Here is a 17,174-nt window from a genome sequence, read left to right on the forward strand (position 1 = left end):
CAAAAACATTATCTTTTTAAATAAACACTTTCATTTAATCGATTTTATCAGTTTAATGTTTAATTCTAAACCACTTACTTTATTATAAAGCTCATTGATAATGAAGTCGGTATATTTCTTACTATTGTAATACTCCAAATATCTTATACTATCAGGAACATCTAATTTAACAAGATAATAATCAACCTCGTCGCTATCAAAAGTTATTGTTGACTCTACATAAATGATATCCGTCAAGATTACTTTTTTGAGTTTTTTAATATAATTATACTTCATCAAAAATTTATACCGAGTCACATCATCTTTGTATGTTTCGATTATAAATGAGTTATCATTATTATAAGAATCTAAGTTAAGCGGGTAGCTAAGTTCTAACATAGGAAATATTTGGTTATTTTTGCTATTTAATAGCAAAAATCTGTAATCAATTTTATTCAAAACCCGAGGGTAGTATTCACTTCTATTAGATTTAATGTCAAATGCTTGAGGCGTAACGTCTACACTCTTGTAAAGCTCATCAAATCTGTCATTGAAGTAAAATTTACCATTTTCGTCTTCTTTGATTAATAATTGAATTTTGTTAGAAATAGACAGCGATTTTACTATGCCATTTTCATACGAAACTGCTGCTCCAGGAAGAAGACAAATAATGAGTAAAAATCTATTTATCTTTGAGAATATCATGTATTTATTAAAATTTTTCACACTCAACCACATCGTATTTGGTTCAAAAATAACCATTTACATACTAAATAATATCTAATCAAGATATTATCTATAAATATTATCCAAATATTTTTCAGTATCAAAAAATGAAATTACATAATTCTTTAAATCATATGTTTTTCGTTCTATTTTAGAGTCAGGTCCATCCATTGCGAGTTTTTCATAAACCTTTTTATCTAAAATTAGATCGTTATATTTTTCATTCCAAGAAAAGTACAACAATGTGTCTTCTCCCCACAGTCCACAATGAAATATTACTTCCCCAGTTTTAGGGTTCTCAATGGACACATCAGAGCAATACTCATTTTTGTATGAGAATTTTTTTGTTATCGTGAGTGAAAAGTTAACTTTACATGTAGTTAATCCAACGACAGTCTTATCACAAACTATGCTGTCTAAAATATGGTCACCATCATAGAATCCCTTCATTGTTATGTCACTGAGTGAAGATGAAGAGTATGCATTAAATGTAAAAACAGGCACAAATAATGACATTATTACCAAAATCTTATTCATCATCTATAACCTTCCAATTTTCTCTCGACAGATGGATTATCGTTTAACATAACAAGTATCACGGAAACTGCATGAATGTTCCCGTCTTCAAGGCTTCCGAGAACCTTACTTAAGTAATTTTCGTCCATCGCGTAGCTCATGGCAGCCTTCCATTCAATTAATACGACCCGACCGATTGGAACTCTTTCAAATTGAGTAAACAACCTCTCTTACTACCCTAACAGCTGACAAAATCCCCGTTGAAAAATCGCCATATTGAGAATATATCTTGTCTCATTTCACCAAAATCAACAATAACTTTTCACAAAATTAAGCAAGAAAGCCTTACTGTGTATTCAATAATCGCTTATAGACATATTTGGGAACTTTGTTTTCCTTTCCAGTAGATTTCATAAGATCAAGATAATTAGCGTAATATTTGTTAGCTTTGTTTTTTTGTCCATCAGACCAATAAGAATCTGCGATATTTAGAAATGCAACGATCCTTTTATTGTCATAGTTAATAACACTATCAAGTACATAAATTGATTCTTTATACATTCCTCTTTTATATAAAAAATAACCAAGATTATTATAAATATATTCATTTTCTTTAGTTAATGGATATACTTCTATTAGTTTTTTGTAACGACTGACCAATATTAGTTTATCTTTAGTGTCATCTTTAGCTCTCTTTATAAAATCACCAAGTGAATCAATAATTTCATATTCGTGAACACATTCCACTTTACTGAAATCAAGAATATTGTTTTCGTAAGTTACTCTGTCATCTAACTTCTTATTAATATTTTTCGTGCAATAATCAACTCGATTATCATAATCGAATGGAAATCTGTGAATTTCTGTAATTTTTGATAAATATAAAGCTCCATTATAAGTAAGGTAAACGTCTAACTCTTGTGTATTACTATTTAAAAAACCATATTTTAGTTTTAAAAAATAAGAGTCTGATGATATAGATGTTAATTTATAACCACCATCAAAAGAAAAATCATTTATATTAGCCAGCAAATTATACCCATCAACTGTATTTAGATAAAAATATAGTTCTTTATCAATCTTCTCTATTTTATCCAAACTTCCATCATTATTTACATCTACAGTATAATAATTAATTTGATTTGCTGACACTGATATACTCATTAAAATGCTAAAAGCAATGAATGTAAAAATATGAAAATTTTTCATATTAAAAATATCTCTAAGTATTTCACAATAATGTTTCCTTTCAGGCTATGCGAACTGCCAAACCGATTATATTATAGGCAAAGCTTGATTATAACGCGGTGTTTATGGTGCACACCCCCTTAAAAATACCTAACAATATAATTTATTATAAGGTGCGTTCTTTTATGTATTTTGGTATTTTATTGCTCTTGTAGTTTTGATTCATGAAATATATGTAATTTCTATACATTCTCTGAGCATCACTAGTTTTGCCTAAGGACCAATATGTATCACCTAAATTTAGATATGCCACAGTTCTTTTGGGGAAGATCTGAAGTACATACTCCAATATAAATTCAGCAGATTTATAATTTTCACCATTATATAAATAATAACCTAAGTCATTATATTTAATTACATTGATATTAGATACAGGGTATTTATCTAAAGTATTCAATAATTTACCAATAGTTATATTGTTTCCCAATTTAGCTAAATCATTCAATTCATCAGGTGTGTTTATCTTATTCTTTTCAAGAATTTTACTTTGTCTTGTATTTTTTTCATCACATATGCCAGTTTCAATTAATCTACTGATTATTTCAGATGATGTAATATATGGGTATATAATCCCACTTTCAGTGGTAACATTGCCTTTATAATCTAAAGCGCCGGAATACATCGCGGATAATGTTGACACTTTATTAGGTTCAAATCTAAGTATTTCATATTTATGCTCCATGTAAGTTCCATAAGCTTTTGAAAAATCGCCATATTTAATCATTATTAATAAAATGAAATTGTTATTTTTATCCACACAGTAATCATATTTTATAAACTGCCCATTAGAAGGTATGTTTTTATATACATATGAAAAATTCCCATCATTTATAATTATTGCTATGTTTTGGGTATCATAAATTGACTGTCCTTCAGAGTTAACATATTCATCCCCACTATCTTTTTTTAGCACTTTTATATTAATATCCCCCTTTGGGGTTACATATAAGACATCATCAAATGATACATGTTTAGTATTCATCAAAGCTAAAGCCAACTCGTTAGATGAAACAATCGATGCGCTAGCATAGGAGCTAAAAATACTCACACTAGTAAAAATTAGAAGTTTTTTCATAAGATACTTAGCTACATTGAAAATATCTAGAGGCACACATAATTAAATAGCTGATTACACCTTAATATCACTGACAAATGATTAAGCAGAACGTCATAAAATAGCTTACGCTATCCGGAGAAAAACTAATAGGAAACAACATTAAATGCTGGCGATAAAATTGAATAACAAACATTTAAAAAGAGCACAACACTAAAGCCACAAAAAACAAATTAAAATCATGCTCTTTTTAAAGAACATGATTTTTAACCATCTTTAAAAAATCATTTAATTAATGTGTTTTTAAATAATTTAATATTTTTTCTTTTGTCTTGTATTCACATTTAAGGATTATATTTCTTTCGATATCTTTACCATCAATACAATTCATTAATTTTATAATTGGTATTTGATTGAAATAAATATCATCATCATCTAAATCATAGATAAATGTATTATGGCTTATACCTTCAATACCTGTACTTTTATCAACACTATTACTAGTAAGAAGGAAAAAACTAATGTTACCATGTTCTTCATTGAAAAAAGCATCCGTCATTTTTCTATCTTCACTAATGTAAATTACATCACGTGCTTTTTTAATGGTGTTTTTACTTTTGTTTATTAGGGATACAACAATTTTGTTTTTGCTTTTAAAATTTTCAAATCTAACTGAAACAAACTCATTCCCTCTGTTAGGAACTTTATATAAGTGATTATTTATTTCACTAGAAAATCCCACATTAGAAAAAAATATGAATACTATAAATATCAAACTGAAATACTTCTTCAACAACATGTGTTCTCCATATTATTTTCAAATGTATAAAACGGAAAAAGTAGGTATCTGTATACACGAAGCCTCACAAAAACTCCCGCCATTCAAGGCTGCCGGGAACCCTACTTAAGTAATTGTCATCCATCGCGCAGCACATTCTCTTACACTAAATTCCAGCTTTCAATAAGTAAAAACAAGCACGACGGGTTCTCGATAATTCCTCCGCTCAATCATCCACTCTGATGCTGCATTTATCTTCTCTAAAAACCACGTGTAATTACCTGTACATTGACACCACTAACCAATAGCTTTTGCTCGCATTATGCTATCTATCTGTATTCGCCCATAATCCGTACGGGCGTTCTAGTGAGAGAAGTTCCACGGAATTAGTGAATCGATGTCAGGCTTAGCTGTCGTCAGATTCAGATAATTGGCCATATAGTCATAGAAAATGTATGTTGCTCTTACGATCTTCTGCATTCAATATTTTCGAACTGATTTAGTTGCGTACTGAGACCTATTCTCTTGCGCACGCTCACTTTCTTGCCTTCCATTAAACTCGATGTCAATTCACTTTTTACCTGCCATTCGTACGAAAAGTCTTCGAATACGCGAAAGTCTCAGTCTTCATTCACCAATAGACATCGCGTCTCTAATCAACCATGGCTTTATCCTGACTTGAGTCGCTATCGCCAAGCTGACGGAATACCCGCTGAAAAATCGCCATAATGATTAAGAAAATCTCGTCTCATTTCACCAAAAATAAACAATGCCTTCCCATGTATCTTGTCCCGATAAAACACCCCAAACCGTCAGCAAAATAATGTCTGATAATTTATGGGTTACTTTCCCTGTTTGTCGGTAATCGGTTAAGGCTGAAAAATGCATAAATGGGTTCGCTAAAGTGGTCATGAAAAGGCTCCGTTTTTTAATACGAAACCATGAGAAAACAATGAGAATGATCTACAAATCGATCCTTTGTAAATGTAAAAACATCCGAGAAAGGTCAATAAAAATCGTAGTGATATAAAGAATTCTGTCCTTAGTTCAGCGCTTTAAAATCAAGGATGTTCATGCGGTTTCCCTGACTATCTGACACCGACTCATGGCCATCAAAACCGTGAACAACTAAGAGATCGTCTTCTAAGCCATCGACTTTTATTTTGTCATTCTGTATTGACAGTATAAATCTTAGCTAGTCATCGAAGACGTTAGTAGATCACCTAATATAAACGGGCTAAACGCCCGCTTATTACCCATTTGAAATCAATATAATTGGGCGTTACTTTTTATCTTCCTTGATTTCATCGACATAATCAAAATCATACTTTTCTGCAGTGATATCATCATATTCACGAATAACAGCTTGAACTATGTCATCTTCCCATCGATGGCCGTTAGCATACAGAGCTCGCACTCGGTCATTGACTTCCTTTAGCACCGGACTCATTGGGACCCAATCAGCTTGTGCTACTGAAGAACATAACCTTTCCAATTCTGCTTTTTTGGGATTTTTTTGCGGCAACACATCATTGAGCAATTCTAAGTACCAGCGAACCCAATAAGTAAATGTAAGAATGTTCACTAAGCGCCACAATAAATAGACAGGTAACACTTTTTCTTTTCTATACTCAGCGATACGTTCTTTATAAAAAGCGAGACTATAACTACTCGCTTTATCTTTTAAATAGTTACCCTGTGATGTTTTTAACCTCTCGCAGCCATTTTCTATATAATCACGAATAAATTCATAGGTTGATAACGCTTCTTCACGAGAAAAAACAGGCATTGACAAACTGAAGAAACCTTCTCGCTTCTCTGGCACCTGAATAAAGAAGCACAATCTATGCATGTTGTTCGTTCCAAAAACATGAAAAGACATTCCAGTCTGATATTCAACTCTAACTTTTTCCCATGGAATTCGAGCCAAACGAATTTCGCTTTCCTTCTTATGTCTTAGTTTATAAAAGTAGACAACCCAAGGTTTAATGGGGAATATGAAAAATACAATACCGATTATGGTCATCACTATCCCAAGTTGAATGTCTCCAGAATTAATATCTTGTAAAACAAACATCATACCAATGAGAAAAAAAACAACGCCAAAAGAAAGCAAAAAAATAAAAAATTTGAGCTAGATAAACTAGGTCTTCTTATGTCATCACTTTCAACCCAAGAAAAGATCACATCCCTCATCCGGCAATCAAAGGTTAATGGGAAGTTATTAATACTATTAAACAAACTGTCTTTAACACTAAAAAACACAGGGCCACCAACAAGCACCCCCATACTGATAAAAAGCCCCCAAATAAACACTATTGAAGAATGAAACCCAATAGAAATGGTCATATACATTGCCATCGACATTATGAAAAAAAATATGAAAAATATAAGAGTAATAGTACCTTCGTACCTAATACACTGCCAGAATTAAAATTTAATTCTAATAACCCATTTTTATTAAAACGTAACATCGCACTTTCTTCTATTATCGGTCTACCATTACTAACCGGTAAAGGAGATAGGCATTCTCTTGAGACGATTCCAGATAGGGACTGACCACAATAAATATTTTTATCCGAAGAAGATGTCTGAAAAGTCATGTAGTGAATACTTTATATATGAAGCAAATTGAAGAGACATTGGACCAATGAAATCTGTATAATAATCAAAATAGTACTCTAACTTACTTTCTGTTGTTTCTAAAATTTCTGGTGAGTTATTATTTTTATTAAAGTTTTTAATATCAAGAATGTAATAAACGATTTTTAACCATGAACAAAAATAAGTAATTACTAGTTAGGCTATCAGATCACAAAATTGTAGTAAGGAAATTTATAACTTTACAATCAATTAACTTATTATGATTTATTTTATAAGGTTAAACCGAACGGATATTAAAAATAAAACTTTTCCATAGGCCTTTAAAAACTAGTGGATTAATGCGGTTTTCCTGACACGCCAGGTAATATTTTTGTTTTCAACGCAGGCAAGAAATGAACCTTATAAATAGCCGCGCTCAATATTAAAAGCCGTCTAACATTGAGCGCGAAGGTAGCTTATTTTGATGATAAAAAATAAGATATCTCTATATCAATCTATCTTCCTATCACTATATACTTTATCCATTTCTTTTTTATTGATAGGAAAAAGTTTCACTCCAAAATAATCCGCTCTTTCTTCTATCTTTTTTATACGCCCAGAATCTTCCCAATCCTTCTTACTATAATTATTGTAGTTTTTTTCTACCTCTTCGGTAGTAACTTGGGCATTAACAAATCGATATTGACCTCCGCAAGATAACCAAATCTTTGTCGTTCCATCAGGGAAGAAACCAAAATCAAAAGTTGTTGGGAAGCAACCTTTGTTATTATAATTAAGCTTTTCATTGTTAGGGTAATACATCATTTTATTAATATTAGAAATAATAACATCATTAACATATAGTATAGTTATAAAAAATCGAGCGTTAACTTCTGATGTCCAATATATAATAATCTTTTCAGGCAAAACTTCGCCGTAATCTCCTTGTGAATATTGTGCAGCGAAAGAATGATATAGTGGTATACCAAAACCGTTATAATCAGGGAAAATCTTTTTAATTTTATCCACATTTGTTCTATGAATACCATCATTTAATCCCATTAATACTTTAGTCCAATCCTGTTGAGTATTTATTGCATGGATAGCTTGAATAGTAGCAGGATATAGTGAAGATGAATATAATTCCACCCCCCAAGGGGCAGCCCCCTCGGGAACAGAAAACTGGTCATTTTTATTAAAAAAATAAAAAGTTAAAGATACAGCAATCAATATTACAATTAAAAATATCAAATTAATTCTTTTATTCATGATCCTTTCCTACACTCAAAAACAGTTCTAACGTATCTTTTTTTAGTTTTATCATATGTTGCTTCGTTAACCATCCCATCAGACGCAGAGTGATGAAATCATATTATGACCATATAAAGCAGACAAAAAATTTCTGAATATAAAACCGGATGAACCTCTTCCGTTATTTTTAGATGCAAAAAATTGAGCCTTCTATCGTCACCTAATTAGCCTTATCCCAACGGCCTGGAATGTAAGAGTCACGGAAACCGCATGAACATCCCCGTCATTCAACGCTTCCGAGAACCTTACTTAAGTAATTTTCATCCATCGCGCAGCGCATTCTCTTGCGCTGGATGCCACCTTTCGTTAGCTCATGACAGTCTTTCATCCAATTAATAAAGGCCGATGGGAATTTTTTCGGATTGAGTAAACCCACCAATCTTGCCACTGTATACCCGCTTAAAAATGTATAAATGGATTCGCTAAACTGGTCATGAAAAGGCTCCGTTTTTTAATACGAAACCATTAGAAAACAATGAAAATGATCTACAAATCGATCCTTTGTAAATGTAAAAACATGGGAGAAAGGTCAATGAAAATCGAGGTGATATAAAGAATTCTGTCCTTAGTTCAGCCCTTTAAAATCAAGGATGTTCATGCGGTTTCCCTGCGTAAATAACATGAACGACCCTGACACGTAAGCTTATTAAAAATGTAATCAATTACCAAGCTTAATAGCAGTTTTATGAATCCAACTGGTGATTGTTTTCTTGCCTGAAAATGTAATATTCAACCAATCACCAACCTCTTCATTAATAATCACCGAATCACCATTGATTAAATACATTCCACTTTTTATAAAAATTCCATTTTCCCGATTATATAAATATTCTTTATTATTTTTTATCTTAGCTGAAATTTGTAAATTTAAATAGCCAGTTATATTTATATGTTCTAATTTTCTAAATTTACCATCTAGAGCATAACAATAACCATTTCCATTTGGTATTCTTGAATATACATAATAGTAATCCCTTTGGTAGGTGGTATTTTTACAATCCTTTGTGCTACTTATAAGATAATTTATTACGCCTTCTGTTTTAGCCGCTAGGATCTGATCGTTAATAACAATTTTTGCTGCATCATCAATTTGATAATCAATACCATTATTATCCTTGATGACAAACTTATTGCTTTGCATCGTACTATTATCGACACACTCTAAGAAAAAACCATTTTCGAAATTAGCACTATAACTGCCATCATAATCACTACATTTACTTTGAATATCAACTCCATTTGCGTAAATTTTTTGTGACATAATTGCAACAACAAAGAAAATTAAAAATCGCATATATTACCTTCTACTATTAATCCTAAGTTTTTATTTTCATGCATAGAAGTATATCCACTTTCTATGATCTTAGTTACTTTTTTGTTAAGAATAGATAGTCGTCTGCTTAAACAATCAGCTCTCCATCGAGTGGAAGCACTTTTCCCTCTTTCAGATACAACAATTTCCAAAAATTCTTTTTGAGTTTTTGGCTCTCGCTCTGATATTCTCTCCATAATAACTTGCTTTGATTTATTTATACTACCTTGCTGAACAGATAAATCAAATAACGCTACAAAAGTAACTAACTCAACGCGTTCAAACAGTTTAGGAAGCTGATCTCTCATCCACTCAATCGCACTTATTGCTGAGTCTGAATATTTTTCAATCCCTTCTAATTGTAGTCTATTAAACAGTTCCACTTCGGATAAATTGTTAAATATCTTCACCCACCGTTCACGTTTATTATTTTGCATATCTATTGCCCAGTTTATTTGTTCTGTAATAGATGAGTTTAGCACCTTATTTAATGAAGCAAGATCTTCTTCTTTATCAAAACACCCATTAAATTGTTCTAGGTCTTTCAATTTCATTTTTCTAAGTAATGGGCCTAAAGTATTTTGACCAAAATTGTATTGAATTATCCCCCATGACATTCCTGCACCATCAAAATTGCCAGCTAATGTTCTATAGCTAGGCTCCTTTCCTTCAAATCCTGCACTAACTTTAAGCGCGATTTCTTTAGCCTTTATTAATGGAATACAATTTTTTGAATAAAATACTGGCCACCAGTTCCAAACCGCTGAACTATCACTAAATATTGACGTATTCTGCATCCAAGCGAGCTGATCTGCACGGTCTTTTTCGTGCTGTAGACGATCATTCACTCCAAAAATTCTGTCCAGCTCCTTAAATAAGAAACTGGTGTCCGATTTGTGGTACCACTCGCTAGTGTGCTGCACTACGGTTAACTGGCTGGCAGCTTCAGGAGTTAATACGGACAACACTTGTTCATCTTCTACCGTAATGCCCTCTCGTTCCTCACATGGCACTTCGGATCTTTTTGCACATAATGCGAGATTTCGAAAGAAGTCGCTCAATCCATTTTCAAGTAAGTAACCATGCGATTCATTGTCAGAAGCAAACTGAAGAGACTCTGCTTTTTCGTCTCCGTAGTATGCCTTTAAGAACGCTTGTGGTGGTTTTTCTAAAGACATAAGTTCGTGATGCAACTGATAACGAGTGGTGACAGCGTAACCCTTCTCAGAATCATTCTCTAACACATCGAAACGGCCAAGATAACCAATTGGTTCACCCGCCCTAATCGAAATAGAAGTTTCCGTTACTGGATTCGCATCATTATTAAAATCCAACGCATCTGTTTTACCCGTGATCTTAATATTGTCATTCGTTATTGCGATCCAGCCTAATGTTATTGGAGAGTTGGCTGCATCATTTTTAAATGCCTTGTCGTTTTTAAACTCACATTTAGCCATCAAATATTTTTGGCCATTAATGGTATAAAACTTTAGTGCTCTTTTTCGTTCTAACGTTAGAGTACAACCCGTCATAGCGCGACCAATTATCTCACCCGCTTCCCCATTAGTACTTGGGTCAGAACGAACATTAATATAGTCATCAGCAATGACTTCAGCCGTCAATTTTTGATAAAACCACGTTGGCTCTGGAGCATTTTCTACTGGGCCACCTTTCACAATAAATTGTGGATTTTGCTCTGATGGTGTGGGGTCGTCTGCCAGCCACAAGTTTGTCCCTACCATCGATAAACTTTTAACTAAGCCACAATTGTCTTTTACTGTGTATTTTCTAAAGGTTAACGTTTGACTACCATTGTCGAACTCTCTTGGCTCTGTTTCTTCATCCAAGATAAGTACAGTACCTTTCTTCAACTTAATAAACGTATTGTCAGCATTCTCAATTTTTGGCTGCACCCGTCCAAACCAACTCTGCGCTAAGACATGCTGAACAGGCTCTTCTTCAACTTCTGACTTTTTATCACCTAGCGCAGCCAAGTGCATGTAAAGACTATAAAAAATAAACGTTTTATTTTGGTCACTCTCATCTTTGTAATCAAATTTATGCTCAATCAAGCAAAAATCATTACTGAACGGCAGAGTTCGACCATCATAAGTCGTCTCGGGATAATCATAATTCAAACGACAGGCTACAATTTTTCCATCTGCTATAGCCCGTATAGGGTATTGATTTCTGACCCATGGTGCATTCTTTTTCGTAAAATGCACACCACCATGAAAAGTTGAATGGCTTGGATTAAATCCATACTGACCTATTGTCTCTTGTTTGAGTATTTTTTCGAATTCTTTCGCATTAGCAAATTCTTTGCCGTTTGATGTTTGAATAGGGAATACAAATTTCATGATAAAACCTTAGGCAGAGAAGATGTAATTAAAACCTTGAGCCGCTGTAGACTCTTTCTCACTTGTTTCTGACTCTGTAGCTGATTGAGTAGTATTGTTAGCAACGTTTGTTGCAGTGGAAGTAGCCGAAGCACTACTACTGTTTGTATTGGCCATTTGAGCAGCAGAAGTAGATGCAGTCGACACAGTGCTTGCCGTCGTGGTTGATGTTGCGCTTGACGCTGTGCTTGTGCTGGTAGAACCAGCAATTGGCGCCTCCGGCATCGTAACATCTTCAGCAGTCCCCTCAGTAACAACACCGTCAGTTGTTGTTTTGGTTGCTGTAACTTCGCCATTAACTATCTCAGAAACGGCAATATCACTGGTTAATTTATTCGGAAGAAGCGCCGCCAACCCACTATACGCCGTGCCACTTCCTGCGCTGCCGCCTGAGTTGAGGTTCACGCCTGCACCTGAAAGGTGAACGCCTGCTGGGTCGACTTTGACAAAGCTACCGCCGGCCGTCACGGTAATTTCCGAGCCAGCTTCGATGACCACTTTTTGGCCTGCTTTAATGTGTATCTCTGTGGTGGATTGGTTTACCCACACTTTGCCTGCTTTGATGTGCAGTTCACCATCCACCTTTAATGTACGATTACCCTTCACGCCAGTGCGGCTTTCTCCCGAAACTGTCGTGTGGCGGTTACGATTAATTTTGGTGAAATGTTTTTTATCTATGGTGAGATGTTTATCATGGTGAATCAAACGGTTGTGATCGTTCTCCACAATTCCATCATAATCTTTCTGCGCATGCAGGTAGATTTTTTCCTGCTCTGATTGATCCTCAAAACTCAGCTCATTGTAACCTTCACCTTGATGGCTTTCGGTGCGGATCACAGTTTTTGTCTTGTTATCCGGTAAAACATACGGCGCGATGTTGTTTGCGTTGTAAGTTCCGCCAGTCACAATCGGCTGGTCTGGGTCGCCATTAAGGAAAGTTACGATAACTTCGTGACCAATTCGAGGCACAGCTACCATACCGTATTGGCTACCAGCCCAACCTTGCGCAACGCGTACCCAACAGGAACTTAAATCGTCACTGTTTGAGTAGCGGTCCCAAGGGAAATGCAATTTTACGCGGCCATGTTCATCACAAAAAATTTCTTCGCCGTCCGGTCCAACAACAACCGCAATCATAGGGCCATCAACTTGGGGTTTGGGTTGTGGCGTTGCCTGCCAAAGCTGCGTGCTTGGGATCAATTCAAATTGATTCGCGTAAGTGGTTCCGCCACTGCCCGCCTCTTCTTCCAGCGCTTGGGGTTGTTGACCTTGGCAGTTGAATCTCACAATCAGATAGTCTTGGTTAAACTCATCGTTAAGATGGTCTTCCAAACTAAACTGCATCGCCCCTGCCATCGCCATGTGGTCGCCCTTGCCATGCCATGTTTTCGCTTCACGGCGCAGGTAGGATAAACGAATATCGTTATACGCTTTACCATTGATATCATCTTTGAAACGTCCGGGGGCATCAAAATGCTCATATTGAGTCAGTTGATAGTCGGCATCTACCGCTTCTGCAGTCTGGGCAAAGCTGTAAGTTGGCTTTTTAAAACTGTAATCTTGCGCCGCAGCGGTCGTCACTTCAAATTGGCTATCCGCAAATAACTCGCTAATGTACTGCGTATCGGAAGCGCCACCAGATAATGCGTTGTAAGGCACACTCTCACTCACATAGGTAAAACTTTCTGTTTTATCTGTAAACAGCAAGGTGTGTTTGTTTTTTTCATGCACAAAACCGTATACCAGCCCTTCTTCAGCGGCGATACGGTGCAGAAAATCCAAATCTGTTTCTCGATATTGCACGCAAAATTCACGCTTAGCGCACTCTCTTGCTACAGCAAAAGCAAAGTTGGTGATTTTCATCTCCTGCAATAAAACAGAGATGATTTCGGGAACGGTCAATTGTTGGAAAATACGACTATTTTGGCGCAGAGCAAGTCGCTCTAACGAAGGCACCAGAGTTAACGAGTAAAAACTGAAATGATGACCAATATCGCCCTGAGTAAAACTACGGACAATACCATTGACTCTGCGTACCAGTTCACCATCGCGATAGAGAGTTAACTCTGCGCCGCGATCAACAATTTGTTCAGCGGTGATATTCGATTGTCGGCTAGCTAACTCAATAATGTAACGAAAACCGTAGCAAGGCTCCCCTTGAAATACACTATCTGACACCGACTCATGGCCATCAAAACCGTGAACCACTAAGAGATCGTCTTCTAAGCCATCGACTTTTATTTTGTAACTTAACGTCGCCATCCTGACCGTTCCTATAATATTTTTATATTTTATATATACGTCAAAACCTTAAGCACAAAACATCGGCTCATTTCGGCGCTGATGCCCTGTGCTTAAGGTTTAATGTATCGCCCACCGTAGTGGGCGATAGTGTCGAAACGTGATTACGCTTCAACTGGTTTACGCCAGTCATCAGCACCTGATGTACCTGCGTTAACGTGATCCCAAGTGATCTTACGGTATGTCATAGATACAGTAAGGTTTTGAGTAAAATCAGATTTCGCTGGATCTTGACAGTGTGGCATTTCACATTCGATGTCAACGATAGACGCGTTTTCCAATTTTGTAGTAAAGAAGTTTTCTTGTTTACCTTCGATTGAAGTACGGTACCATTTCAATTCAACGCTCGACATTTTCTCACCAGCAGCAAGTGCGTTGTACAGAAGAGGAACAGCTTTGTTCAAAGTTACTGTAAATTTGAAAGGTTTGTGTACACGTTGGCCTGAAGGCTGACCAGATTGAGGGTCAGTTGGTACTGTGATGATGTGGTCGAATTGTTGAACCAGCATTTCGTCTTCATGACCTTCAACGTATGAGTCACCAATTGAATCTGAAGTACATGCACCAGCAGTGATAAGACCTTGAGTTTGACCTTCAATTGAGATGTAACATGGAGTTGGCATTATAAATTCCTTCTAACGTTGTTTGTAATAGCGCTTTGCGCTTGTTGTTATGTATAGAGCAAGGTCAATGCCAACAATCACCATTAATAAATTCAATAGGTTATATATAGCTACTTGCAAATAAAGCAACAAACTGCCCGTGCCTGAGCAAAAACTTGCTCAGCGGGCAAAGTTAAGTTCAATCAAACGCTTTGCTCAATGGTGTCTTGTACATCGATTTGCTACTATCGAGTTCTCTTATCCTTTCTTTTATAGGTCAAGTCTATGAGTGCATTTGAAAAACTGGTTAAGCATTCCAAAAAAGTTTCCCATTTCCAGCATCTTTATTCCATCTCAAGTTGGGACCAAGCCTCGGTCATGCCATCTGGTGGCGCAGAAGCCCGTGGCGAAGCGATGGCTGAACTCTCTGTTCATATTCATCAGCTGATGACTCAGCCACAATTGGGCGACTGGTTTGATGCAGCTCAAGACGAATCTCTTGACTCAACGCAACAAGCGATTTTACGCGAAATGAAACAGCAGTGGCAGCAAGCGACTGTTCTACCTGACGAATTTGTCGAGGCGAAATCCCTAGCCGGGTCTAAATGTGAGCACGCCTGGCGCAAGCAGCGCACTGACAATGATTGGGCAGGCTTTGCAAAAAACTGGCAAGAGGTGGTCGCCTTATCCCAAGAAGAGGCACAACGCCGTGCGGATGTGAGCGGTTTAACGCCTTATGATGCCATGCTAAACCTCTACGAACCGGGCACCACCAGCGCATCATTGGATGTTGTGTTCGATGATGTGAAATCCTGGCTACCACAAATGATTGACCAAGCAATAGCAAAACAAGCGACAGACAAGGTTATTCAACCAACGGGAATTTATCCAGCACAAACCCAAAAAGCCCTTGGTCAAGAAGTGATGAAGTTGCTGCAGTTTGACTTTGACCATGGCCGCCTTGATGAAAGCGTTCACCCCTTCTGTGGTGGCGTGCCGACCGACGTGCGCATTACAACCCGTTACGATGAAAAAGAGTTTGTGCAGTCCATTATGGGCATTGTGCATGAAACCGGTCATGCCCGCTACGAACAAGGTCTTCCTCGCGCGCTAGCTGGCACTCGCGCTGGAGAAGCTCGTTCGATGGGGATTCATGAATCTCAATCGCTGTTTTTTGAAATGCAGTTAGGTCGCAACCCACACTTCATTCAGCATCTTGCTGGGCTTACCTCGGGCCGCTTTGCCGATGCAACGCCGGGGCTATTTTCAGTCGAAAACCTGCAAAAACTCTACACTCGAGTGAAAAAAGATTTTATCCGCGTCGATGCCGATGAACTCACCTACCCTGCGCACGTCATTTTGCGTTACGAAATTGAGCGTGACTTAATGAATGGCGCTATTTCTTATAAAGATGTCCCAGAGTTGTGGAATAACAAAATGCAGGCCTATTTGGGTCTTTCAACCCAAGGTAATGATCGCCAAGGTTGTATGCAAGATATCCATTGGACCGATGGCAGCTTCGGTTACTTCCCAAGCTACACACTTGGTGCGATGTATGCAGCCCAGTTTATGGCATCAATGCGTAAAACCATCGATGTCGATAGCGTGTTAGATAGCGGTGATTTATCCCCTATCTTCGCTTGGTTATCTGAGAATATTTGGAGCAAAGGTAGCTTACTCACCACCAATGAAATTTTGACAAGCGCAACCGGCGAGACATTAAATCCGCAATTCTTTAAACAGCATTTAGCAACGCGCTATCTTTAAGCCGTTGAACGCGATTGCCGGTATATCACCCATAACAGATTGAAATTAAGACAAAAAAATAGCCGAACAATATCGGCTATTTTTATCTAACGCTTTAAATCACGTCAGCTTATAGAAGGTTGATAGAAACGGTAAGCGAGTAAGTTTTCGCGTTGTCACCATCGATCACATAGTTCATGAAGTTAGCGCCAACAGAAACAGGGCCAAACACAGCGTAATCCGCGCCTACGCCATACATAGTGTCGTAACCATCATCACTCGTGCCATTGTTGTATGACGCATCCCAACGATGCAAACCCGCTTTACCATAAACCTGAAGAGGCCCAAGGTTAATGCTTGGTTTTAGCGCAACATAGGTATCATCGATCTTCGTATTGCCCATGTCGTCAATATCTTGAAACTTGTTGTAACCAGCTTCAACACCAATAATAGGCAAAAGACCAGTACCCACATGTACGTTGTATGCAGTACCAGAGTTACCTTCTAGGTCAACACTACCTACCGATGCGCCGCCGTAAATCCATGAATCGGCAAATGCAGTTGATGAAGCACCGATCAGTGCCAATGCTAATAACGTCTTTTTCATGATTAACCTTCT

Annotated in this window: 14 protein-coding genes and 1 pseudogene; 1 reads left to right on the plus strand and 14 read right to left on the minus strand. The window is 36.7% G+C overall.

Annotated elements, in window-relative coordinates:
* Positions 1–30: 30 nt before the first annotated feature.
* From JCM16456_RS07830 to JCM16456_RS07885, 13 genes and pseudogenes are all read right to left on the minus strand, one after another.
* The gene (locus JCM16456_RS07830; RefSeq protein WP_068713685.1) at positions 31–741 is read right to left on the minus strand and encodes a hypothetical protein; all 711 of its coding nucleotides are present in this window, start codon (positions 739–741) and stop codon (positions 31–33) included.
* 30 nt (positions 742–771) lie between these two features.
* Complete coding sequence (locus tag JCM16456_RS07835; protein WP_068713686.1) at positions 772–1,245, minus strand: hypothetical protein; 474 nt, start codon at positions 1,243–1,245, stop codon at positions 772–774.
* A gap of 321 nt (positions 1,246–1,566) precedes the next feature.
* Positions 1,567–2,430, minus strand: a complete 864-nt coding sequence (locus tag JCM16456_RS07840) for a tetratricopeptide repeat protein (RefSeq protein ID WP_068713687.1) — start codon at positions 2,428–2,430, stop codon at positions 1,567–1,569.
* Between the two features lie 145 nt (positions 2,431–2,575).
* Positions 2,576–3,451, minus strand: coding sequence for a tetratricopeptide repeat protein (locus JCM16456_RS07845; protein ID WP_156430477.1), 876 nt, complete (start codon positions 3,449–3,451; stop codon positions 2,576–2,578).
* A gap of 364 nt (positions 3,452–3,815) precedes the next feature.
* On the minus strand, positions 3,816–4,322 hold the full coding sequence (locus tag JCM16456_RS07850) for a hypothetical protein (protein ID WP_068713689.1): 507 nt from the start codon (positions 4,320–4,322) through the stop codon (positions 3,816–3,818).
* A gap of 674 nt (positions 4,323–4,996) precedes the next feature.
* A pseudogene (locus tag JCM16456_RS07855) lies at positions 4,997–5,213 on the minus strand (transposase family protein); the annotation flags it as partial.
* A 370-nt stretch (positions 5,214–5,583) separates the two neighbouring features.
* Positions 5,584–6,381 carry a hypothetical protein gene (locus JCM16456_RS07860; protein WP_156430478.1) on the minus strand — a complete coding sequence of 266 codons (798 nt, stop codon included), beginning with the start codon at positions 6,379–6,381 and terminating at the stop codon, positions 5,584–5,586.
* On the minus strand, positions 6,378–6,650 hold the full coding sequence (locus JCM16456_RS23625; protein ID WP_156430479.1) for a hypothetical protein: 273 nt from the start codon (positions 6,648–6,650) through the stop codon (positions 6,378–6,380). The genes JCM16456_RS07860 and JCM16456_RS23625 overlap by 4 nt, the downstream gene beginning before the upstream one ends.
* 744 nt (positions 6,651–7,394) lie before the next feature.
* Complete coding sequence (locus JCM16456_RS07865; RefSeq protein ID WP_068713692.1) at positions 7,395–8,153, minus strand: DUF2931 family protein; 759 nt, start codon at positions 8,151–8,153, stop codon at positions 7,395–7,397.
* A gap of 700 nt (positions 8,154–8,853) precedes the next feature.
* The gene (locus tag JCM16456_RS07870) at positions 8,854–9,489 is read right to left on the minus strand and encodes a hypothetical protein (protein WP_068713693.1); all 636 of its coding nucleotides are present in this window, start codon (positions 9,487–9,489) and stop codon (positions 8,854–8,856) included.
* Positions 9,477–11,867: a hypothetical protein gene (locus JCM16456_RS07875; protein ID WP_068713694.1), complete on the minus strand. Its 2,391-nt coding sequence runs from the start codon at positions 11,865–11,867 to the stop codon at positions 9,477–9,479. The genes JCM16456_RS07870 and JCM16456_RS07875 overlap by 13 nt, the downstream gene beginning before the upstream one ends.
* A 9-nt stretch (positions 11,868–11,876) precedes the next feature.
* Complete coding sequence (locus JCM16456_RS07880; RefSeq protein ID WP_068713695.1) at positions 11,877–14,168, minus strand: type VI secretion system Vgr family protein; 2,292 nt, start codon at positions 14,166–14,168, stop codon at positions 11,877–11,879.
* Between the two features lie 143 nt (positions 14,169–14,311).
* Entirely contained in the window at positions 14,312–14,830 is a 519-nt protein-coding gene (locus tag JCM16456_RS07885) for an Hcp family type VI secretion system effector (protein ID WP_068713696.1), read from the minus strand.
* Positions 14,831–15,094: 264 nt separating this feature from the next.
* On the opposite strand from JCM16456_RS07885, the gene JCM16456_RS07890 reads away from it, so the two are divergent.
* The gene (locus JCM16456_RS07890; RefSeq protein WP_068713697.1) at positions 15,095–16,576 is read left to right on the plus strand and encodes a carboxypeptidase M32; all 1,482 of its coding nucleotides are present in this window, start codon (positions 15,095–15,097) and stop codon (positions 16,574–16,576) included.
* A 109-nt stretch (positions 16,577–16,685) separates the two neighbouring features.
* Here JCM16456_RS07890 and JCM16456_RS07895 read toward each other — a convergent pair whose 3' ends face one another.
* Positions 16,686–17,162 (minus strand): outer membrane beta-barrel protein, encoded by a 477-nt coding sequence (locus JCM16456_RS07895; RefSeq protein WP_068713698.1) that lies wholly within the window; start codon positions 17,160–17,162, stop codon positions 16,686–16,688.
* Positions 17,163–17,174: the final 12 nt, after the last annotated feature.

Origin of the sequence: Vibrio tritonius (genome assembly GCF_001547935.1) — a bacterium.
GTDB classification, from domain to species: Bacteria; Pseudomonadota; Gammaproteobacteria; order Enterobacterales; family Vibrionaceae; genus Vibrio; species Vibrio tritonius.